Here is a 22,246-nt window from a genome sequence, read left to right on the forward strand (position 1 = left end):
GAAATGAGTGGTCTAGTATTGAAGCGATTCAAACGGTAATAGACAAACGATAGTGGCGATCTGCTAGTCTTTGTGGCGTTCGACTGCAAGGGAGATTTACCAGGGAGGCTTGCGATGGAGATGTTGACGCGGCGTGGGTTTGTGAAGGGCGCGGGGCTGGGACTACTGGGCTGCACGGTTGCAAGGCAGCGGGCGTTTGCGTCGCCGTGGGGCAGGCCGGTGGGGCTGCAGTTGTACTCTGTGCGAGCGCAGCTGGCGAAGGACTATGCGGGAACACTGAAGCAGGTGGGCGCAATTGGATATCGCGAGGTGGAGGCGGCAGGATTTTATGGACATACGCCTGCGCAGGTGAAGCAGGCGATGGCGGATGCGCAGCTCAAGTGCGTGGGCGGGCACTACTCGTACAAAGACCTGGCGCCGAATGTGGACAAGATCATTGCGTATCACCAGGAGCTGGGATGCCACTACGTGATTTGCTCGTTTCCGTCGTTTCGTGATGTAGCGCGGGTGCAGGGACTGAGCTTTGCGCAGCAGGTGCGCGCGTTTACGGTGGATGACCTGCGCTGGACGATGGAGCAGCTTAACAAGTTTGGCGAAAAGACGAAGGCCGCAGGATTGCAACTGGGATATCACAACCACACGATGGAGTTCGCTCCGCAGCATGGAGTGGTGCCGTTCGATGCGATGATCGCGGCCGCAGACCCGAAGCTGGTGACGTTCGAGCTGGACTGTGGCTGGGTGAAGGTAGGCGGCGGCAGCGCGGTGGACTATCTGAAGCGATATCCGACGCGAATTACGCTGCTGCACATCAAGGACTTCAAGCCTACGGACAGACCCGCGGATGTTACGAACCCTCCGCCGCCGGCTGAACTGGGACGTGGGACGGAGAACTATGCGCCGATCTTTGCAGCGGCGAAGGCGGCGAACATCAAACACTACTTCGTGGAGCAGGAAGGCTTCGACATACCGCCGATGGAGGCACTGCGGATCGACTATGAGTATGTGAATGCGTTGAAGGCGTAACGATGCCGCAAGCTACGATGACGCGAGCGATGCAGACACGGCTGGGCGCCATGCTGTTCCTGGAGTACTTCATCTGGGGCGCGTGGTACGTGACGGTGGGGACTTGGCTGACGCTGACGCGGCACTTCAGCGGCGAGCAGGTGGCGCTTGTGGCTGGCACCACGGCGGTGGGCGCGATGATTGCGCCGTTCTTTGTGGGACTGGTTGCCGACGAGATGTTTGCAACGGAGAAGGTGCTGGCGGCGTTGCACCTGGTGGGTGCAGTGTTGCTGCTTGGAGCTTCCCTGCTGACAAGCTTTGGGGCGATCTATGCACTGCTGTTGCTGTATTGCCTGTGCTTTATGCCGACGCTGGCGCTGACGAACTCGCTGGCGTTTCGACAGATGCGCGACCCGGCGGTGGAGTTTGGGCCGATCCGCGTACTAGGCACAGCCGGTTGGATTGTGGCTGGATTGCTGGTTGGGTATATGCGACTGGAGAGCACACAGCGCCCGCTGCAGATTGCGTGCGTGGTATCGCTGGTGATGGCGGCTTACTGCCTGACACTGCCGCCTACGCCTCCGTTGGCGGTGACGGTGCGGGCGGAGAAGAAGCTGTTTCCGCGAGAGGCGTTTGCGGTGTTTCGCAAGCGGTCGACGATTGTGTTTGTGCTGGCGTCGTTTCTGATCTGCATTCCGCTGCAGTTTTACTATGCGTTTGCGAACCTGTTTCTGAACGAAGCCGGGGTGAAGAACGCGGTAGGCAAGATGACCGGCGGGCAGATGTCCGAGCTGGTTTGCATGCTGCTGATCCCGTGGTTCTTTCGCAGGCTGGGAGTGAAGTACATGCTGGGGTTGGGGATGCTGGCCTGGGTGGTGCGGTACGTTGCGTTCGCGTATGGCAACAGCGGTGCGTTGATGTGGATGTTCTGGCTGGGGATTGTGCTGCATGGCATCTGCTATGACTTCTTCTTTGTGACAGGGCAGATTTATATCGATCGCGAGAGTCCGCCGACGCTGCGCGCGGCGACGCAAAGCTTGATCACGTTCATCACGTATGGCGTGGGAATGTTTGTGGGGTCGTGGGTGTCGGGTGCTGTGGTGGAACATTACTCGGTGCAGCTGGCGGGTGGTGCGGTGGACCATGCTTGGCGGCCGATCTGGATGTTCGCAGCTGTGGCGGCGGGAGCGACGCTGGTGATGATGCTGGCGACGTTCAAAGATGAGCCGAGGGTGGAGTCGAGTGAGGTTGCTGCTGCGCTGCCCTCTGGTGCAGAGGCGCTTTGAGGTAGAGTCGCGGGAGCTAGAGCCGCGGGAGTCAGAGCCGCGAGAGTCAGAGCCACCAGGCTTTGACGGGTGGCTCGGTGAGCAGGACGCGGGAGAGCATCGCGACAGCGGAGGTGAGGCCTTCGCGGCGTGAGGCTAGAGCGTCCTCGTGCTCGATGGAGAGGACGCCATCGTAACCGGCGATGCGGAGAGCGGAGACGATCTGTTTCCACTCGAGCTCGCTGTGGCCCCAGCCTACGGACCGAAAGCTCCAGGAGCGGTTGGCGAGGTCTGCGTAGCTCTTGGTGTCGAGGACGCCGTTGCGGTTGAGCATGGGTGGGTTGAGTGCGACGTCCTTTGCGTGGACGTGGTGGATGGCTGGGCCGAGGTCGCGGATGGCGGTGGGGATGTCGACACCTTGCCACCAGAGATGGCTGGGGTCGAGGTTGATGCCTAGCGATGGGCCGGTTTCCGCGCGGAGGCGGAGCAGGGTTTCGGGGTTGTAGACCATGAAGCCAGGGTGGGCTTCGAGGGCGATGCGGACGTTGTGCGCGGCAGCAAAGGCTGCGGTCTCGCGCCAGTAGGGGATGAGCCGCTCGGACCATTGCCAGTCGAGGGCGGTAACATACTCGGGTGGCCAGGCGGTGACGATCCAGTTGGGTGTGGCATCGTGTGAGGAAGCTCCGGGGCAGCCGCTGAAGGTGACGACTGTAGGGACTTCGAGCTGCTCGGCGAGGCGTACCGTTTTGCGGAATGTTTCGTCGTCGCGCTGGGCGGTTTCGGCGACGGGGTGGATGGGGTTGCCGTGGCAGGAGAGCGCGCTGATGGCGAGGCCGGCATCGGTGAGGCGGGCGCGATGGTCGCGGGCGGCGGCGGGGTTGTCGAGGAGTGAATCGACCGCGAGATGACTGGCTCCGGGCCAACCGCCGGTGCCTAGCTCGAGTGCCGTGATGGCGGGGTAGGCGCGGAGCTCGGCGAGCATCTGGTCGAGGGTGAGGTCGTGGAAGACGGGAGTGAAGAGGCCGAGATTCATGGGCGGATGCTTCTCCTTGCCACGTTAGTATGCGGCATGCGAGGCAAGCGTGGTGCGGCGTTGTTAGGATGATGGGGCTCGAAGCGAGCGGAGGATGAACGATGGACAGGCGCGATGTGTTGAAGGGTGCGGCGGGATTGGCGATGGCATTCGGAGCGATGGACGCGGGTGCGCAGGAGAGCGTTGGGCCGGAGACAGTGTATGAGCTGCGGATCTATCACCTGAACGAGGGCAAGCAGGAGCTGATCCTGGATCGGTTCAAGACGAAGGAGCGGAGCATTTTTGTGCGCTGCGGGATGCACCCGGTGGCGTACTGGGTGCCGACGGATGAGCCGCTGGCGGGGCGGACGCTGGTGTACATGCTGCGGCACAAGAGCCGTGAGGCGGCGACGGAGAGCTGGAAGAAGTTCTCCGCCGATCCGGAGTGGGTGGCGGTGAAGAAGGAGACGGAGAAAGACGGGCCGTTTGTGAAGCTGCACGAGTCGACGTTCCTGAAGCTGACCGATTTCTCGCCGAAGCTGTAGGGGGGCCCCTCCCCCGGTTTTGGGGCTATGATCCGCAGCCGATTGGAGTTAGCGGCGGAACCCTGTTTTCGGTTGAGAAGCGACTGCTGCCGGTTCTGGGCCGGAGGGAAGAGCCAGGCCTGAGGCCGCGCTGTCTTCCGGCTCTCGCTCTTTATTGTATCGGGAGTGTCAAGAGGCAGTTCGGGTAGTCAGGAAGATTTGGTGCGGGGAGGCGGGGTGCCGATGGCCAGGGCGGACTCGTCTTCGAGCTCTTCGCCGACGTCGATGGCGTCGGTGCCGGGGTCGGGGCGGGTGGTGCCGGTGGCGAAGGTGAAGAAGGCGCTGGCGGCGCGGGCGAGCGGGACGCTGTGCAGCGAGATGATGCCGAGGTCGCGGGGGATGTTGACGCCTTCGACTTCGATGGCCTGGACGAGGCCTGCCTTGATCTCCTCAAGGAAGTTGATGCGGGGCATGAAGCTGATGCCGAGACCGGCGACGATGAGGCGCTTGAGGAGCTCGGAGGAGTCGAGCTCCATGGTGATGCGCCGGGCGGTCTTGTTCTGGACGAAGAGGTGGTCGATGAGCTCGCGGCGGCGGCCCTCTTTGGGAACAAGGAAGCCGTACTTGGCGGCGTCCGACAAGGTGACGGTTTTGAGCTGGGTGAGCGCGTGGCCGGCGGGGACGACGAGGACGAGCTTGTCTTCGTGGATGACTTCGATGTGGAGGCGGGGGTCGCGGATGGGGAGCGAGACGATGCCAAACTCGACCTCGCGGTCGAGGACGAGGGCGATGGTCTTGGAGCGCTCGGCGCGGATGATGTTGAGGGAGACGCGCGGGTACTGCTTTTTGAACTTGGTGATGAGCAGCGGGAGGACGTAGAGCGCGGTGGAGTCGTTGGCGGAGATGGTGAGCGTGCCGCGGGGCATACGCTCCATATCCTCCAGCGTGAGGCGGATGTGCTTGAGCTGGATGAGGGACTGCTCGGCGAAGGGCTGGAAGACGCGGCCTGCGGCGGTGAGGGTGACTTTGCCGCCGCCGCGGTCGAGGAGGCGGTGGCCGAGGTAGGTTTCGAGGGCGCGGATCTGGGCGGAGATGGAGGGCTGGGTGACGTGGAGCCGCTCGGCGGCGCGCGAGAAGCTCTTTTGGCGAGCGACCTCAAGAAACGTGTTGAGCCAGTCGAAGTCCATTGCTACCTTTTGCGCGGGGGCTGTGAGAGCTGCGGCGCATGAATCGTAATAAGACGTTCTGCCTGTTTTGTTCGCCTGCATGGTTCAAAATGATGATTCTCAGCTGATTTTGTGGGCGAAGCGCAGCTGGACGGCGGATGCTCCGGCGGCACGTGACGACTGAGGCCCGGAGGAGACGGCCGAGGAGGCTGCTGGAGATCAGGGTAGATGAAAAGAGAAAGCATGGGTTGAGAGTGGCCGTCTGCGTATTGACGGAATAGAGAGATTCTATAACGAGCGTGCGGAGATGCAGGGTATCTATGGAGGGGATAGGGATTGCGCGGGCTTCTTGCTTTGGGCGGAGAGGGTTTCCATAATCGCGAGATAGCCTGCCAAAGACCCGGCGTACATGCTGGGGAGACGATCTCCGAAAGAGTGCCTGAGGTGTCCATGAAGAAGGTGTGTGGTGTTGTGCTGCTGGGTGTGGTGATGAGCGCGGGATGCCTGCGGGCACAACTGCCGGAGCCGGATGGCGGGACGATCGAGCGGGGAACGCTGCCGGAGCGGTGGTACTCCGAGGGGCCGAAGTGCATGCAGATCCCGGAGTGGCAGGTGCAGGAGTACAACCCGAACTTCTTCATCATGCGGCAGTCGCCGTGCACGGACTATGAGAAGCCGTTTGTGTTTCTGTTCTTCGGCAAAGAGAAGGCGATGCTAATCGATACAGGGTCGCGGAATGGGAACATTGCGCCTTCGCTGCGTTGGGTGGTGAAGAACTGGCTGACGCGGAATGGGCGCACGAGCATCCCGCTGCTGGTGGTGCATACGCATCCGCATGGCGACCATATCGCGGGCGATAAAGAGATCCAGGCGATGAACGATCCGGCGATGCCTGTGACGTTTCTGGCGGCGAATGACCAGCAGGCGACGATGACGTTTTATGGGATTACGAGCTGGCCAGATGGGATTGGGAAGATCGATTTAGGCGATCGGGTGATCGATGTGATCCCGATACCGGGGCACAGCGCGATGAGCGTCGCGTTCTATGACCGGAGGACTGCAATTCTGCTGTCGGGGGACAGCCTGTATCCGGGGCGGTTGTATGTGCAGGACTTTGCGGCGTTCCAGGCGAGCACGGAGCGGATGATCGCGTTTACGAAGGGCAAGCCGGTGGCGCACATCCTGGGCAACCACATTGAGGAGACCGACACGCCGTTCCTGGATTATCCGGTGGGGACGATCTACCAGCCGCATGAGCATGAGCTGGCGCTGTCGCGCGGATCACTGCTGGAGCTGGAGGATGCGCTGGTGAGCATGCACGGCGTGCCGCAGCGGATGGCGTTGCGGGATTTTTCGGTGTGGCCTTCAGGGCGGCAGTTTGCGAAGCCGGGCGACCGCGAGGCCATGCAGAAGCGCGAGAAGGAGCAGAAGGCGACGATGTGGGACCACACGGTTGAGCCGCAGTAGCAGGGGCTGCGCTCTACTTGGCGGAGGTGCTGTAGAAGGTGGGGTTGCCGAGAGTGCCTGCTTTGGGGAGATGGCGGATATAGAGGACCATCTGCCACATCTCGTCGTTGGCGAAGTCGCCGTCGGAGGCGGGCATGCCGGAGGGGTAGATGCCGTTCTTGATGATGGAGTGGAGCTGGCCGTCGGTGTACTGCTGGACCTCGGGCGAGGTGAGCAGAGGGACGGGTGGCGAGAGCTCTTTGGCGAAGGGGACGCCGGTGTTCTGGCCGTCGTTGCCGTGACAGACGCTGCAGTAAGAGGTGAAGAGGTCCTGCCCGGCGGCGATGTTCTTTGCGCTGGCCTTGAGCGGGTTCACGTCCTTTTTGCCGCCGACGGTGATGTGGTGCTTGGTGAAATAGGCGACGTTGGTCTCAAAGTGCGAGGGTGGCGTGGCGCGGCAACCGGCGAGAGCGAGGGATGTGGTGAGGAGAAGCGTGGGTGTGAAGCGAGAGTTCATACTGGTTCCAAAGACAGATGCGGGGGTTTCTCCGCTGCGCATCGCGGTGAAGCTGCGATGCTTCGGTCGAAATGACAGACCTTATCTTACGGAAGGCCGCCAGAGATAGAACGGGCGGCCTGAAAGCGAGGATACCTCGTTTGCAGGCCGCCCGGGTTGTGTGACCGTTTAGGCGATGATGTCGTGGACGACATTGCCGGCGACGTCAGTGAGGCGGAAGTCGCGGCCGCTGGAGCGGAAGGTGAGCTTGGTGTGGTCGATGCCCATGAGGTAGAGGATGGTGGCGTGGATGTCGTGGACGTGGACAGGCTTGTCGACGACCTTCCAGCCGAAGTCATCGGTTTCACCGTAGGTCATGCCGCCCTTGATGCCGCCGCCGGCGAGCCACATGGTGAAGCCGTGGGGGTTGTGGTCACGGCCTGCGTGGGTGCCCGCGCCGCCGAGCTCGACGACCGGGGTGCGGCCGAACTCTGAACCGCAGACGATGATGGTTTCGTCGAGAAGGCCGCGGCCCTTGAGGTCCTTGATGAGAGCGGCGAAGGGCTGGTCGGAGTCCTTGGCGTTCTTGCGGTGCGCCTGGATGTCCTGGTGCGCATCCCACGGATCGCCTGCGGCGTAGTAGACCTGCACCATGCGGACGCCCTTTTCTACGAGGCGCGCGGCGGTGAGGCAGCCGCGAGCCGTGGAGCCTTCACCGTACATCTTGATGGTGGCTTCGGACTCCTTGCGGACGTCGAAGACTTCGGGCGCTTCGGTCTGCATGCGGTAGGCAGTCTCCATCGAGGCGATGGTGGACTCGAACTGGGGGTCGGCGTCGGTGGTGCTGGCGCCGTAGGTCTCCTGCTCGTTGAGCGCATCGAGCTTCTTGACGAGGTCGAGCTCCTTGCGCTGGTGCGTGAGATCGTAGTTGGAGTTATGGATGTCGGGGATGAGCTTGTAGGGATCGAAGTCCTTCTGGCTCGTGTCGTCGGTGACGTAGGTGGCCTGGTTGACGGCGGGCAGGAAGCCTGCTGACCATAACGGCGGGCCGACGGTGGTGGGCACGCGCGGACAGAGGACGACGAAGCCGGGAAGGTTCTTGTTCTCCGTGCCGAGGCCGTAGGTGAGCCATGAACCCATGGACGGGCGGCCGATGATGTTCGCGCCGGTGTTCATCATGATGAGCGCGGGCTCATGGTTGGGGATCTCGGTGTAGACGGACTTGACGACGCAGATGTCGTCCGCGCAGGCGCCGACGTTGGGGAAGAGCTCCGAGACGTAGAGGCCGTTGTGGCCGTACTGCTTGAACTCAAAGGGCGACTTCATGAGCGAGCCGGTCTTGCGCTCGTGGCCGAGATCGCCGCCGGGCATGGGCTTGCCGTCGTACTGGGCGAGCTTGGGCTTGTAGTCGAAGGAGTCGACCTGCGAGAGGCCACCGTTCATGAAGAGGAAGATGACGTGCTTGGCTTTGGGCTTGAACTTGGGGTCGCGGAGCATCCACGGATTGGTGGCCGCAGTGGTGGCCGCGGCAGAACCCGGATGGCTCTTTTCCATCGCTTCTGCCTGCGCGAGCGATTCGCCGATCATGCTGGCGAAGCTCATCATAGCGAAACCGCCACCAATTTTACGGAGGGCTTCGCGGCGATTTATCGGTTTCGGCTTTTCACAAGACATGTTCCGATCTCCCTGTTCTTCGAATCAGATTTGTAGAGCGGTCCGATGTAGCGGAAGGCTCTCGTGCAACTGAAGGCGCGGCGCGAACACGTCGGCTTCAGGGTACAGCGACGTCAGTACAAAAATTCAAACTCATTGGAGCTGAAGAGGACCCGACAGTATTCCTTCCATGCGCTGATGGGCTCCTGGTTGACCATGTAGCCGGGCTTGTCTGGTGTGGTCTTGAGGAAGTCGAGGCCGGCCTGCAGCTCTGCCGGGGTGGGCTTGCGTCCGAAGACGAGGCGATACGTCTCGGTGATGCGGGCCGCGTCGTCACCCTTGGGGTAGACACGGTCGGAGAGGACCTCCGCCTGCTTGTAGACGAAGGGATCGTTCATGAAGTAGAGCCGCTGCACCGGGACGTTGGTGGAGAAGCGCTGCTCCGCGGTGAAGGTGGGGTTGGGGAAGTCAAACGCCTGCAGGAAGGGGTCGATGCGGAAGCGGCTGACCTTGGCGTAGACGGTGCGCTTGTCGTTATCGACACCGAGCGGAGTAGCGGGCCCGCCGACCTTCTTGAGATCGAGGTCGCCAGAGACGAAGAGGATGGAGTCGCGGAGCTGCTCGGCATCGAGCCGCTGTATGGAGAAGTGCGAGTAGTAGCGGTTGAGCGGGTCCTTGACGTGCTCGTCGGCGGTCTCTTTGCTCCCCTGCTGATAGACGGCAGAGAGCATGATCATGCGCTGGAGCTTCTTGATCGACATGCCGTTCTTCTGGAACTGCACGGCGAGGTAGTCGAGCAACTCGGGATCGGAGGGCGGATCGCCGACCTTGCCGAAGTTGTCGGGCGTGTTGACGATGCCGGTACCGAAGTGCCACTTCCAGACGCGATTGACGATGACGCGCGTGGCGAGCGGCGTGGCGATGATGTCATCGGCCAGTTGCAGACGGCCACTGCCCTGCGTGTACGGCTTCTTGTCCGCCGGGCCGAGGACGGTGATGAAGCCGCGCGGGATGATGTCGCCGTGAGTGTGCGGATTGCCACGAACATCGAGGGCGATGTCGACGAGCTTGGGCTTGTCGGCCATGCCGTGGACGAAGGGATAGTCCTGCGGGACGCCGTTGCCGCCGCCGCGACGGCCGCCGCCCGCACCGCCGCTGAGAGAGGCGAGATACGCCTGCTCGGTGGGGCCGAGGCGGCGCTGGAGCTCCCAGCCACGGAAGACGAAGAGGCCGGGTTCGGAGCGCGACTGCATCTCGTCGCCGGCACCGAGGCCGCGAACGAAGAGGTCGGTGTAGAGGTTGGCCTGCTCGGGCGGGAGCACCTTCAGCTCCAGGGTGCAGCCGGGGCAGAACTCATCATAGGTGTCGAACTGGTTAGGCTTGACGTCCTTGGCGCGTTGGGTGGGGACGCCCGCCTTGGCCTTGATCTTGTCGTTCTCGTCGTCGATCTCCTTGCGGGTGATCTCGAGGTCGATGATGCGCTTCTGGAAAGACGCGCCGAGGAACTTGGCCTCGTCCTCGGTGCCGCCCTGCGCGATCATGCGTTGCCAGTCTTCGAGGTAAGGGTAGTAGACCGGCTTCTTGGCGAGGAACTTGGTCCAGCGTTCGAGCATCTGCGGATCAAGCTTGGCCGCGTCGGCAGCTTCGTCGACGGTTTGCTTGGGGTCACCGAGGACGTGCCAGGCAGCGACCATGTAGCTCTGGGTCTGCGAGGCGTAGGCCATGGCGAGCTGGTCGCCGGCGGTCTTCATGTAGTCGCTGACCTGATCGCCGTGGTCGTTGGCGGCCTTGAGGCGCTCCTTCTGGAACTCGACCTCAGCCTCGGGGACGAAGGCGTACTCCTTATAGGTGGAGCTGGCAAAGATGCCGCCGAGGGCGTAGTAGTCCTTGGCGAGGATGGGGTCGTACTTGTGGTCGTGGCAGCGGGCGCAGGCGACGGTGAGGCCGAGGAAGCCGCGGGTGACAGCGTCGATGCGCTCGTTGCGCTCGTCGGCACGGCCCTGGATGGGCTCGGCCTGGTCCCAGATCCACGGAGCGCCGCCGAGGAAGCCGGTGCCCTTGAGGTCTTCAGGCGTGGGGTGCGGAGACATGAGGTCGCCGGCCAACTGACGCTTGACGAACTCGCCGTAGGGCATGTCCTGGTTGAAGGCCTTGATGACCCAGTCGCGATAGACCCAGGCACCGTCGAAGGGCATGTAGCCGCGGCCGCGGGGGTCGAGGCCACGGATGTCGTCGTCGCCGTAGCGAGCGACGTCGAGCCAGTGGCGTCCCCAGCGCTCGCCGTAGCGCGGCGAGGCGAGGAGGCGATCGACGACCTTGGCGAAGGCGTCGGGCGACTTGTCGTTTTCGAAGTCGGTGATCTCTTCTTCCGTCGGCGGCAGGCCGGTGAGGTCGAGTGTGGCGCGGCGGATGAGAGTGCGCTTGTCTGCCATTGGCGCGGGCTTGAGGCCCTTCTCTTCGAGCTTGGCGAGAACGAACTTGTCGATGTCGGTCTTGGCCCAGCCGTTGAGCGCGGGGTCCTTGACGGCAGGGACGGGGTAGTCCTTGAGCGGCACGAAGGACCACCACTTACGCATGTCGTCGGTGATCTGCTTGCCGGGAGCGCGGACGGGGACTGTGGAGACAGGCCACGGCGCGCCCATGCGAATCCAGTCGGAGAGCGTTTGAACTTCGTCCGCGGTGAGCTTGGCACCCTTGGGGGGCATCTTGAGGTCGCCGGTCTGGTGGACGGCCTGGATGAGGAGGCTCTTTTCGGGGTCGTTGACGACGATGGCGGGGCCGGTGTCGCCGCCCTTGAGGATGGAGGCGCGGGAGTCGAGGCTGAGGCCGCCCTTGGCGGCGCCGTTCATGTGGCAGTCGCCGCAATTGTTGACGAGAAGCGGGCGGACCTTGTTCTCAAAGTACTCTTCGCCGGGCGAGGCCTTGGCGGCGGCGGGCGTGAGCAGAGCAGCGACAGGGCGGGTAGCGTCGGCGCCGTCCCATGTGCCGCCACGCTTGACCCATTCGACGAGGTTGGCGATGTCGCCGTCGGCAAGCTTGGCGCCGCGTGGGGGCATCTTGAGGTCGCCCTTCTGCTCGACGGCCTGGATGAGGAGGCTCTTGTCGGGATTGCCGGGAACCATGGCGGGGCCGGAGTCGCCACCTTTGAGCACGGCATCGAGGGAGTCGAGGCGGAGGCCGCCGGACTGCTCGCTGGTGTGGCACTGGTAGCAGCTCTGCGCGAGGACGGGGCGCACCTTCTGGGTGAAGAACTGGGTGTTGTCCTCATTAGAAGGCGTGGGCGCAGCGGCGCGCTGGGCGGCCTGGCCGTGGACGACGGGAGCGTGCGCTGCCGCGATGACGAGGCCGAGGGTGACGAAGCTGCAAGCCCCGACGATACGCATGAAGGTGGGGTTTGGGAGGTTCTTCACAGTGTGTCTCCATCCTGGACGAAGGTAGGTTCGTTACTGCTGGAGGTTTCAAAGCCGGCGGCCAGGCAGCCCTGATCGCCGCGCGAGACAGCTTCAATGTGCTCGACGAGATCGAGGAACTGCTGACCGTTGTTGCGAAGGCTCATGCCGGAGCCGGGCATCTTCATATCGAGCACGACGCGGGAGCCGCAGTGGTCTTCGCGGGTCTTGCGGGCGAGGACGATGATGCGGGTGCCCAGGAAGAGGGCCTCCGCGGTGTTGTGGGTGACGAAGACGACGGTGGGGCGGGTCTCGCTCCAGACGGAGCGAAGCAGGCGTTGCAGGTTGCCGCGCGTGGCGGGGTCAAGCGCGCTGAAGGCCTCGTCCATGAGGAGGACGCGGGAGTTCATCATGAGCGCCTGGGCGATGGCAACACGCTGCTGCATGCCGCCGGAGAGTTGGTGCGGATACTTCTTGGCGTCAGAGGGCTGCAGGCCCATGTGGGCAAGCTGGCGCATGGCCTCGGCGCGAACCTCGCGGCGGAACTTGCGGAAGCCGGGGAGCAGACGGCCAAGGATGTGCGCCTTCGAGGTCTCCGGACCCATGACGAGGTTCTGGAGCACGGTGCGGTTGGGGAACAACGAGTACCTCTGCGGGACGTAGCCGGAGCGGGCGTCGACGCGCTTGACGAGCGAACCGCAGGCCGAGATGCTGCCGGAGGTGGGCTGCTCCTGGCCGAGGATCATGCGGAGCAGCGTGCTTTTGCCGCAGCCGGTTTCGCCGAGCAGGACGACGAACTCGCCTTCCTTGATGTCGAGCGAGATGTTCTCGAGAACCGAGCGCGTATGGTTGCGGCCAAGGTCGTAGGAGACCGAGACGTTGTCGACGTGGATGGAGGTGGCAGCTTCTTTGGGCACGAGGAATGGCGTGGCGCTGGGCGCGGTCTCGATGGGCGGCATCACTTCAGGAGCAATCATGCTTGAAACCATGGATGGAGCCTCCTGTTGAGGATGCGCAGCGAAAGATCAATAAGGAAGAGCAGAAGAGCGACCCAGAGGACGTACGGGATGATGATGTCCATGCCCATGTGGCGGCGCATGATGGCAATGCGATAGGCGAGGCCGTTGGAGGCCGCGATCATCTCACCGGCGAAGAGGAAGAGCATCATGGGCTTGAGGTTGAGGCGCAGGCTGTTGATGATCTGCGGCAGGATCTGCGGGAAGACCACGCGGTAGGCGACGTCGAAGTTGTTGGCGTCGAGCGTGAAGGCCTTGACGATCTGCTCGCGCGGGACAGCTTTGACCATGCCGATGGTGTCGAGGACCATGGTGGGCGCGACGCCGATGACGATGAGCGCGATCTTGGACCACTCCTCGATACCGAAGACGATGAAGAGGATGGGCAGGAGAGAGAGCGCGACGATCTTGTCAAAGAAGAGGACGAAGCGCATGAAGACCGCTCCGAAGATGGGGAAGAGACCGATGTGCACCGCGAGGACAACGCACGGGATGAGCAACGCAAGACTGATGAGGAAGCGCGAACCACTGGCCATGGTGTCCGTCCAGATCATGGAGTGGTGCACGAGCTCCCAGGTGGAGGCGTTGTCGGGCGGGATGTAGTCGCTCTCTTCAGCGGGCTCGAGGACGGAAGACTTGATGCCGGCCATGAGCTGCGCGCCGCTGGGGACGATGCGGTCCTCAGGGTTGTCGCGATGGCGCACGATGGAGGTGTGCGTGTAGAGGCCGATGCAGACGATGAAGACAAGAGCGGAGAGCGCCTGCATGAGCAGCCGGTTGGGCCGTGCCTGGATGTCGAATGGAGAGAGGTTCGTCATCGGCGCTTAGAGCTTTCCTTGTTGGGCGGCCTGCATGTAAGCCGCGTTGAAACGGAAACGGATGCGGTCTTTCCTGCCCTGCACCGCACCGTTGGGATAGAGGATGGCGACGTCGTCGACGGACTTGATGCCTTGGCCGAGCAGACCGTGCTGGAAGCAGAACTGGCGAACAAGGTTCATCTTCTGCTGCAGCGCGGGGCTGGTGGTGAAGTCGACCGCAGCCTTAGGTGAAGAGAAGAGCGCGGTGGTCTTGAGCTGCTCCTTGTAGGAGTCGACGGAGTCGCCCGAGGCGGCGGCGGAGTACTTGATGGCGTTTGCCTGGCCGGCGACGACCTGCTGAATGGTTTCGTACCAGGCGCCGGTGATGGCCTTGGCGAACTTCTGGCCGTTGGGAGTGTTGAGGAGCTCGGTGCGGACGACGAGCAGGTCGAGGATTTCGCCGGGGATTTTGGAGGAGTCGAAGATGGAGTGGACGCTGCGGTCGCCGAGGATCTGGCTGACGAGCGGCTTCCAGGTGACGACTGCCTGATTGCCCTTGTTGTTGAGGAAGGCGGCGACGATGTCCGAGTCAGAGGTGTTGATGAGCTTGAGGCTCCTGAGCTGCGCCTGCTGGCCGTTGAGGACCATGCCGCGCTCAAGCAGGTACTCGGAAACGGTCTTCTGTACGAGCATGATGGGCTTGCCGGGCAGCGTGGCGAAGTTGAGGTTGTTGCGGACGAGGACGGCGTCGTTGCCGTTGGAGTAGTCGCCGACGATGATGGCGGTGGAGTCAACCCCCGCGGCGGCGGGCATGTCGAGGGCCTCCATGTTGGTCATGGTGCAGGCGTCGATGTTCTTGGAGACAAAGGAGTCAAGCGAGGCCGCGTAGTCAAACCGCTGGACCTTGATGGCGATGCCGTACTTGTCGGCCCACTTTTTGAGGATGCCTGACTTCTGCATGTAGAAGTAAGGGTTCCAACCGGCGTAGACGGACCAGCCGACGGTGAAGGTCGGGGTCTCGGCGCGAGCTGCGAGAGGTGCAGCGAGGACGGCTACGGCGAGAAAGAGGACGACGATGAGAGAAGAGCGACGCTGCTTGATCACTGAATCTATACCTTGACGATGCAGACGGGCAGACCCGTCTCAACGCCTTGTAAGGCTGAGGGTTTCTGGCACGTTCAAAGGATGAAAGCGGATGCTGCGGTTCGCAGAAGCGTCGAGGGTTCGGAACCGTGGATGCTGCAAGTCTAACGCGAATTACGGGGAAATCAATGTCGCATGGAGACTAGTGATGATGCAGATATGCGTTGGTTATGACGTGGCGCGAATCTATGCGCTGTGCCGATTTGAACGATAGAAGATGGCTATTCGGGGGCCGATCCGCCGCCCTTTCCGCCACCACCGCCGGCACGCTTGGGCTTGTAGCTGCCTTCGAGGATTTGGTCGAGCGTGGCGAGGAACTCGGGGGAGTCGGGAGCAACGTCGGGATCGAGACGGGCGACGATGTTGCCCTTCTTGTCGATGATGAACTTGGTGTAGTTCCAGGCGACCGGGCCGCCGGCAGGTGCGCTTTTGCCGGTGGTGACGTACTTGTAGATGGGGAGCTCGTCGTCGCCGATGATTTTGGAGGGCGCGGTGACGAGGAAGTCTACCTTGGCGTCGGCGTAGGCCTTCTGGATCTCGGCAGGAGTGCCGGGTTCGGAGGCTCCGAAGTCGTTGGAGGGGACGCCGATGACGACGACGTCCTTGGCCTTGTAGTTGTCGTTGAGCTTGATGAGTGCGGGGAGCTGCTCAGTGTACGAGGACTTGCGGCCGAGGTTGACGAGGACGATGTACTTGCCCTTGAAGTCGGAGAGCGCGATGCTCTTGCCGTCAGCGCCGGGGAGGTAGTAGTCGTAGGCGTTCTTTTCGTCCTTCTCGGGCTTGTCAGACTTTTCGGATTTTTCGCCTGCGCCTTCGGAGTGCTCGCCGCCGTGGTGCTTGCCGCCCTCGTGCCGCGTGCTTTCCTGCGGCTTGGCGGGGGCATCGGTTGCGGTCTTGGCCTGCGCCGCGAGTGGAGAGGATGAGGCAGCCAGAAGAAGACAAGAGAGTACCGCAGAGACACGCAACGGTGTTGCGCCTTGCGACGATAGAGGGCTTCGATTCGTGATGAGGTACGGCACGCTGAGAACTCCTGACAACACCGCTGGATCTGGGGATGAGCGGTTTTCTGCATGGTATATCCCGCTTGCCCGCCACGCCGTGATGGAGCGCGGCGCGGCGGGCTGCGGGGTGAGGGTTAGAAGGTGTACTTGCCCGAGAATTGCATCTGACGAGGCGCATTGAGCTGTGAGGCATAGTTGCCAAACTTCGTGCTCGCCACACCGGTTGTGATGCCTCCGAAACGGACGTTGTTGAAGACGTTGAAGGCTTCGACGGAGAGCTTGAAGGATTGTTCCTTATAGACACGGAATGACTTCGAGAGCCCATCGTCGTACGAAAGGTAGCCGTCTTCGCGGAGGTTATTGCGCTGACCAACATCGCCCGGATATGCGTACCGGAAGGCAGCCGATCCCTGAGCGTTGGTTGCACTCTTGAAGGCGGTCTCGTAGGGAGAGGCGATACCCCCGACGTAACGGTGACTACCCGTGGCGAGAGGCGCAATCTGCACCACGTAACTCGACTGGTCGAAGTTCGTGCCGTAGTTGCCAGAGTCGGCAGCGCTCCAGGGGAAGCCGCTGCTGTAGTGGACGGTGCCGTTGAGCTGCCAACCACTGACGATACGGTCCATGATGCTGCCGGGGTTACCGAAGAACCGCTGACCGCGACCGATGGGAAGGTGGAGATTGTAGTTGACGGTGACTACGTGACGAGCATCGAAGTCTGACACCGCATAGTTCTGCTGCGGCGCGAAGGTGTTCAGGATGCTGCTAGCGCTGTTGATGGTGCCAGAGGTTCCGCTGCTGCCGCGCTCCGGTGAGGAGCCGTAGTCGAGCGACTTGGAATACGTGTAGTTGATGTCGTACTCGTCACCATGCCAGAAGGCGTGGCGCGCGGAGAGTTGGAGAGCGTTGTAGTTGCTGGTACCGACCGACGACTGGACGTAGATGGAGGTGTACTGGGGATAGAAGAACTGCTCGATGCCCTTCGGATTGAAGCCCGCAGAGGTGTCGAAGTTGTAGAGCGTGTTGGTCTCGTTGCCAGTCGCGCGGTCTACAGAGAGTGAGGCGTAGTACGCTTGAGCTCCGTGATAGGTGATCGCTGGAGTGGTTGCTGTCTTTGGGACGACGTATGTCGCGTTCGGGAAGGTGTTCTGGAAGTAGCCGGTATTCGTGATCGCAGTTACGGGAACCCCGGCATCGATCATCTTGTCGTAGTTGGTGGCGGCCTGAAAGTACGTCTGGTTGCTGCCCGAATCGTAGTTATTGGTGGGAGCGGCAACGTCCAAGTTGTCGAGAACGTGGCGGCCGAGGCGACCGACGTAGGAGGCGGTGATGGTGAGCCCGTGCGTGACCTCACGCTGCACAGAGAGGTTGAAGGTTTCGGCATAGGGCGTCTTGAGGTTGGCGTTGATGTCGCTCTTGAACGAGCTACCAAAGGCCGTGATGGAAGTGTCGGCCGGTGTGATCGGGAAGTCCTGGGTCGCGACGGTGACAGACCCCAGAGGCACGTTGTTGTAGCCGGTGAAGCGGGGTGTGCTGGCAGTCGTGGCGTAACCAAAGCCGTTGTTGCGGTTGAGAGCGAAGGCTCCGTTGGCGTCGTAGTAGTTGATGACACCTTCACCGAAGTGGTCGTAGGCGATACCGAAGCCGCCACGGATGGAGGTGCGGTTATCCGCTGTAGCGTAGGCAAAGGCAACACGAGGAGCGAAGTTGAGCTTCTGCGGAGTCCAGAGATTGGGAGCACCGTTGGCCTGGCCGCCAGGAACTACCGCAATGCGGGTCTGGTAGGAGCTGCCGGCCGCGGCAGCAGCCTCGCGAGACTGCAGGAAGGCTGTGCCGAGATCTATGTTCGGCGCAACCTGTTGGCCGTGGATCTCATACGGCACACCGAGGTGGGTGTAACGAACGCCCGCGGTGATGGTGAGGCGCGGAGTGGCCTTCCATTGATCGGAGACGTAGTACTCCTGTTCGAACGCGCGGTAGACGTGGGTGGGGACGGTACCCTGCGGCGCCGGGACGAGTTGGTTACCCTGCAGGAGGAAGTTGGTGTATGACGTGGCCGAGGTGACACCACCGACGTTCGCGAGGATGGCGTTGTTGTAGCCACTGATGTAGTTCTTCTGGACAGCACCATACTGCGCGGTGGGGTCGAGATCGACGCCGGTGCCCGCAATGGCCGCTGTCGCGAGCAATGAAGCAGAGATGCTGCCCGTGGGGTAGAGAGTGGTGTCAGAGTAACGACTATTCGAGATGTAGCGGTCGTTGATACCGAACTGGATCAGGTGTCGCCCCTTGGACCAAGTTGCGTCATCGACGATGTCGTTGGTGTTGACGAGGTAGATGGACGAACGAGTTGTCGAGGTGAGGTTGCTGAAGGAGCTAAAAGAGACGTATGGGATCGCACCGGCGCCGCGGTTTGCAGTTCCCTCACGGACGAGACCATAGCGGAGGTTGTTGGTGAGGCTGTTGGTGATGTTCCAGATGTGGCCTACAGCGATGCCCTTGTTGTTGCCGTAGGTGAGCTGGTTGGGTGGTTGACCAGGAAACTCCAAAACACTAGCCAAGTTATCGCTCTGCAGCGTGCCACGGACAAAGAGGCTTTGCCGTGAGTTGATGGTGTAGTCAATACGCGCGACGTTCGTGATCTGGTGGATGGGCGCCGGAGAGGCAAAGGTATAGCTACCAGTGTTATAGCCATCACCGCCCGTAGTGCTGTTGGCGTAGGGGAACTGCTTGAAATAGGCGAGGGCTGCCTGGTCCGTACCGGGTGTGTTATTGCAGGCGGTGCACTGCTGATCGATGGAAGCGATGTCCGCCTGAGTGAGATCGAAGGGAACGCCGCCGCTGGTGCAAGCAGCAGAGCTTGGGCACTTGGGATAGACGAGATCACCGGTGACAAGACCACCGATGGTCTGACCTCCGGCAGAGAAATTGGGGCCAGCGACCGGATTCAGGATGGACGGCACGGTGTTGGTGACGGTGGTATCGCTGGCCTGCTTAAAGCCCTCATACGCGCCGAAGAAAAAGAGGCGGTTCTTCATGAGCGGCATGCCGAGCGAACCGCCGTAGGTGTGTTGCAGCACCTTGGAGGCGACGTTGGGCTTGCCGCCGGTTAGCTGTGTCTGCTTGAGGAACCAGTTGTTGGATGCGGCGGCAGGATCGCGGTAGTACTCGTAAGCGCTGCCGTGGTACTGGTTGGTGCCGCTGCGGGTGGTGACAGAGACCTGACCGCCGGAGGAACGGCCGGCGTCGGCGTTGGCGTTGGTGGTGGTGACGCGGAACTCCTGCACGGACTCACGGGTGGAGCGGAGGACGCCGACGAAGGCGTAGCCGTAGTTGGGGTCGTTGTTGTCGACGCCGTCGAGGGTGAGGTTGGTCTGGTCCTGGCGGGCGCCGTCGACGATGCCGGTGCGGGTGTCGGCGTTGACGCCGCCGGTGGTGGCGCCGGGGTCGAGCGCGAGCACGCCGGGTTGCAGCGAGAGCAGGTAGTTCACATTGTTGGCGAGGTACGGCAGATTTTGCACCTGGGCGCTGTCAAATGCCTTGCCGAGTGAGGCGTCGGTGGAGTTGACGGTCTCGAGGCCAGTGGCGACGTCGACGACTACGTCGTTGCCGACGGAGAGCTTGAAGTTGATCTTCTGAGGCGTGGCGACGAGGAGCTCGACCTCTTCGACCTGCGGAGCGAAGGCCGGTGCGCTGACGGTGACCTTGTAACGGCCCGGAGCGATCTGGTCGAATGAATATTCACCTTGGGAGCCGGACTTGATGACCTTGAGGAAGCCTTTCGCCGGGTTAGAGAGCTCGATGGCCGCCTGTGGCACGAGAGCACCTGTGGGGTCAGTGATAACACCACTGAGGGCCGTGGTGTTGCTCTGCGCCATCAGGGGCGAGGACAGGACACCAACGAAGATGCCGAGAAGTGTGAAGAGCGAGAGTACGGTCACTCTTGCGACGGGAAAACGCATGTACTGCCTCCGGGGAAGCTTGAGATATAGGAAGAACCTGGCATTCTGCGGACGTGGCAGAATGGGTGACTTATGTCGACCTTGGCTCGATTGACGAAAGGCCTTGAATGGCTGTCAGGTGAAGCGAGATTAGCGTGAGGCTTTGGGAAAACAAAGACTCATGGATTTCTCCTATGGCCTGCATAAGATGGCAAAGATGAAAGGCCGGAGGATGCAAAGACGATATCTTTTTGTTTGAGAGCTTTATCGCCGTTGACTCGGCTTTACTGCGTAATAAGACATGTCTGACAGCAGCTCGCAGCAGTGTTCATCCGTGCCAATGGCGCGGGCGAGACGGTGCCGTTTATGGGCTGGAGCGCTTGAATGGAACGAGAGCTATATGGACGATAGGAAATTCAAATATCGCCTGTAGGGTTCGAGGGTTTGTGCTCTAGTAGGTAAATCTGTGCCAATCAAGAGCTGCTCTTGGACATTGCACGGTCCCTTGCAGGAGTCCTAAACGAGATGTTTTCTTTCCATCGAGTGAACTGTTTTGTGAGCAGCGGGGTTCTGCTGTGTGGGTTGTTGACGGTATCGGCCGCAAACGGCCAGCAACCGGATGCGGCGACGCCTCCTGCGGGCAAGGCCCCCATGGCTAGACGGCCGCATCGCGTGCCGAAGCCGGGTGTCGCGACGCCGGGTGTGTCGGTGTCGATGGCGGACATAAAGCCGGTGGCCAGCTTCCCGGTCGAGGGCAGCCCGGACTGGTCTGTCGTGACCAAGGACTCGCTTTGGGTGACGAGCGGGCGGACAAACCATGTGGTGCAGCTGATTCCGGCAACGAATACGGTGGGATTGAGCGTGGATGTGTCGCGGCCCTGTTCAGGGCTGGCGAATGGATTTGGCTCGGTGTGGGCGCCGAGTTGCGGCGACCATGAGGTGCTGCGGATCGATCCCAAGACGGGTAAGACGATTGCAACGATTGCCGCTGACCCTGCGAACTCCGAGGGCGGGATCACGGTGGGCGCGGGCGCGGTGTGGATTGTGACCAAGCCGGCGACGCTGGTGCGCATCGATCCTAAGAAGAATGCGATCACGGCGAGCTATCCGCTGCCTGCGGGATCGGATAACCCCACGTTTGCGGACGGTTTTGTGTGGGTTTCAAGCTATGACAATGGCCAGTTGCTGAAGGTGAATCCGAAGACGGGCGAGGTGGCGGCGACGATTGCCGTGGGACCGAAGCCGCGATTCCTGACGGTGGGTGCGGGTTCCATATGGACTTTGAACCAAGGCGACGGCACGGTCAGCCGCGTGAACATGAAGACGGGGAAGCTGGTGGCGACGATCGTCTGCGGCGTTCCAGGCACGGGCGGCGAGATTACGTTTGGCGCCGGGCGCGTGTGGGCGACAATGTTTGAGTTTCCAATTACAGAGATCGATCCCGCGACGAACACTGTGGTGAAGCAGTGGGGCGGCCCGGGCGGCGATGGCATTCGGTTCGGCTTCCATTCGATATGGCTTTCGAACGGAAGACTGGGCACGGTGTCACGCATTGCACCGATCCTGAAGTAGCACGAGCACGACCGGTCATTAGAGTGTTGCCAAACGGTGCCGGGAGTGGAGCGAGGATGCTTCCCTCTCAGGCAGCTTGCATTGGAGAAGGACGGAACCATTGAAGTCAACCACCCTCTGGGAAGAAGTTCTTGCTGGCTCGTCTTCCTGGTCGCACATCCTGAAGCGCGGAACCGCTTTGCGCATAGAGACGTTGGAAGACAATTGCAATGTGGGCGCGATTTTTTTGAACGCCGACAACTTTGCAGAACGCCTGACGCTGGCGGACACGCTGAAGGCGCAGCACATCGCACGGCTGACAACGGGGAGCGTTCTGTACTCCGATATGGGCAGGGTGCTGTGCTCGATTACAGAGGACACGGTGGGGTGGCATGACCCGTTGGCCGGCTGCTCCGACGCGACGAGCGTGGAGAAGAAGTATGGCAAGCTGAGCTACCAGGAGGCGCGAAACGAGTGGCACCAGAGTGCGCTTGACGGCTTTTTAATTGAGCTGGCCAAGTACGGCTTGAACCGCCGCGACCTGATGATGAATGTCAACTTCTTCAGCAAGGTGAGCGTGCAGGACGATGGCAGCCTGCATTATGTTGCGGGCAACGCGCCTGCGGGGTCTGTGGTGGAACTGCGAGCGGAGATGAATACGCTGGTGATCCTGAATACGTGCCAGCACCCGATGGAACCAGGCTCCTCCTACACCAAGCGGCCTGTGAAGCTGACCGTGAAGAAGGTGGAGGCACCGGCGGTCGACGATGTATGCCGCGTTGCGTGCCCGGAGAACACACGAGGATTCATCCTCACAGAACGCTACTTCCTGTAAGAGACCGAG

General features: G+C 61.7%; 16 protein-coding genes. 6 read left to right on the plus strand and 10 right to left on the minus strand.

The genetic code is table 11. From position 1 onward, the window contains the following. The first annotated feature begins 114 nt into the window (after positions 1 to 114). On the plus strand, positions 115 to 1,023 hold the full coding sequence (locus tag GOB94_RS06500; RefSeq protein WP_255484293.1) for a sugar phosphate isomerase/epimerase: 909 nt from the start codon (positions 115 to 117) through the stop codon (positions 1,021 to 1,023). Positions 1,024 to 1,025: 2 nt separating this feature from the next. Next, complete coding sequence (locus GOB94_RS06505) at positions 1,026 to 2,288, plus strand: MFS transporter (protein WP_255484294.1); 1,263 nt, start codon at positions 1,026 to 1,028, stop codon at positions 2,286 to 2,288. Between the two features lie 46 nt (positions 2,289 to 2,334). Here GOB94_RS06505 and GOB94_RS06510 read toward each other — a convergent pair whose 3' ends face one another. Next, entirely contained in the window at positions 2,335 to 3,300 is a 966-nt protein-coding gene (locus GOB94_RS06510) for a sugar phosphate isomerase/epimerase (protein WP_182278031.1), read from the minus strand. Between the two features lie 101 nt (positions 3,301 to 3,401). Here GOB94_RS06510 and GOB94_RS06515 point away from each other — a divergent pair, with 101 nt between their 5' ends. Continuing rightward, the gene (locus GOB94_RS06515) at positions 3,402 to 3,824 is read left to right on the plus strand and encodes an NIPSNAP family protein (RefSeq protein WP_182278032.1); all 423 of its coding nucleotides are present in this window, start codon (positions 3,402 to 3,404) and stop codon (positions 3,822 to 3,824) included. A gap of 188 nt (positions 3,825 to 4,012) precedes the next feature. Here the strand turns inward: GOB94_RS06515 and GOB94_RS06520 are convergent, their stop codons facing one another. Beyond that, entirely contained in the window at positions 4,013 to 4,990 is a 978-nt protein-coding gene (locus tag GOB94_RS06520; RefSeq protein WP_182278033.1) for a LysR family transcriptional regulator, read from the minus strand. Positions 4,991 to 5,419: 429 nt separating this feature from the next. Between GOB94_RS06520 and GOB94_RS06525 the strand changes: the two genes are divergently transcribed. Next, on the plus strand, positions 5,420 to 6,436 hold the full coding sequence (locus GOB94_RS06525) for an MBL fold metallo-hydrolase (RefSeq protein WP_182278034.1): 1,017 nt from the start codon (positions 5,420 to 5,422) through the stop codon (positions 6,434 to 6,436). A 13-nt stretch (positions 6,437 to 6,449) separates the two neighbouring features. Here the strand turns inward: GOB94_RS06525 and GOB94_RS06530 are convergent, their stop codons facing one another. The 8 genes from GOB94_RS06530 to GOB94_RS06565 all read right to left on the minus strand — a co-directional run bounded on the left by GOB94_RS06530 (position 6,450) and on the right by GOB94_RS06565 (position 19,872). Next, positions 6,450 to 6,932 (minus strand): c-type cytochrome, encoded by a 483-nt coding sequence (locus GOB94_RS06530; protein WP_182278035.1) that lies wholly within the window; start codon positions 6,930 to 6,932, stop codon positions 6,450 to 6,452. Positions 6,933 to 7,100: 168 nt separating this feature from the next. Further along, complete coding sequence (locus GOB94_RS06535; RefSeq protein ID WP_255484295.1) at positions 7,101 to 8,516, minus strand: DUF1501 domain-containing protein; 1,416 nt, start codon at positions 8,514 to 8,516, stop codon at positions 7,101 to 7,103. Positions 8,517 to 8,698: 182 nt separating this feature from the next. Further along, positions 8,699 to 11,974, minus strand: a complete 3,276-nt coding sequence (locus tag GOB94_RS06540; RefSeq protein ID WP_182278037.1) for a PSD1 and planctomycete cytochrome C domain-containing protein — start codon at positions 11,972 to 11,974, stop codon at positions 8,699 to 8,701. Continuing rightward, positions 11,971 to 12,942 (minus strand): ABC transporter ATP-binding protein, encoded by a 972-nt coding sequence (locus GOB94_RS06545; RefSeq protein WP_182278038.1) that lies wholly within the window; start codon positions 12,940 to 12,942, stop codon positions 11,971 to 11,973. The genes GOB94_RS06540 and GOB94_RS06545 overlap by 4 nt, the downstream gene beginning before the upstream one ends. Continuing rightward, the gene (locus GOB94_RS06550) at positions 12,927 to 13,787 is read right to left on the minus strand and encodes an ABC transporter permease subunit (protein ID WP_182278039.1); all 861 of its coding nucleotides are present in this window, start codon (positions 13,785 to 13,787) and stop codon (positions 12,927 to 12,929) included. The genes GOB94_RS06545 and GOB94_RS06550 overlap by 16 nt, the downstream gene beginning before the upstream one ends. A gap of 6 nt (positions 13,788 to 13,793) precedes the next feature. Further along, complete coding sequence (locus tag GOB94_RS06555; RefSeq protein WP_182278040.1) at positions 13,794 to 14,870, minus strand: putative urea ABC transporter substrate-binding protein; 1,077 nt, start codon at positions 14,868 to 14,870, stop codon at positions 13,794 to 13,796. A 260-nt stretch (positions 14,871 to 15,130) separates the two neighbouring features. Continuing rightward, positions 15,131 to 15,928: a redoxin domain-containing protein gene (locus GOB94_RS06560; RefSeq protein ID WP_255484306.1), complete on the minus strand. Its 798-nt coding sequence runs from the start codon at positions 15,926 to 15,928 to the stop codon at positions 15,131 to 15,133. A 116-nt stretch (positions 15,929 to 16,044) separates the two neighbouring features. Continuing rightward, positions 16,045 to 19,872, minus strand: coding sequence for a carboxypeptidase-like regulatory domain-containing protein (locus GOB94_RS06565; RefSeq protein WP_182278041.1), 3,828 nt, complete (start codon positions 19,870 to 19,872; stop codon positions 16,045 to 16,047). 534 nt (positions 19,873 to 20,406) lie between these two features. On the opposite strand from GOB94_RS06565, the gene GOB94_RS06570 reads away from it, so the two are divergent. Together GOB94_RS06570 and GOB94_RS06575 are read left to right on the plus strand one after the other, a co-directional pair. Then, the gene (locus GOB94_RS06570) at positions 20,407 to 21,423 is read left to right on the plus strand and encodes a PQQ-binding-like beta-propeller repeat protein (RefSeq protein ID WP_255484308.1); all 1,017 of its coding nucleotides are present in this window, start codon (positions 20,407 to 20,409) and stop codon (positions 21,421 to 21,423) included. 100 nt (positions 21,424 to 21,523) lie between these two features. Beyond that, positions 21,524 to 22,237, plus strand: a complete 714-nt coding sequence (locus GOB94_RS06575) for an urea amidolyase associated protein UAAP1 (RefSeq protein ID WP_182278043.1) — start codon at positions 21,524 to 21,526, stop codon at positions 22,235 to 22,237. Positions 22,238 to 22,246: the final 9 nt, after the last annotated feature.

It is taken from the genome of Granulicella sp. 5B5, assembly GCF_014083945.1.
Taxonomy (GTDB): domain Bacteria; phylum Acidobacteriota; class Terriglobia; order Terriglobales; family Acidobacteriaceae; genus Granulicella.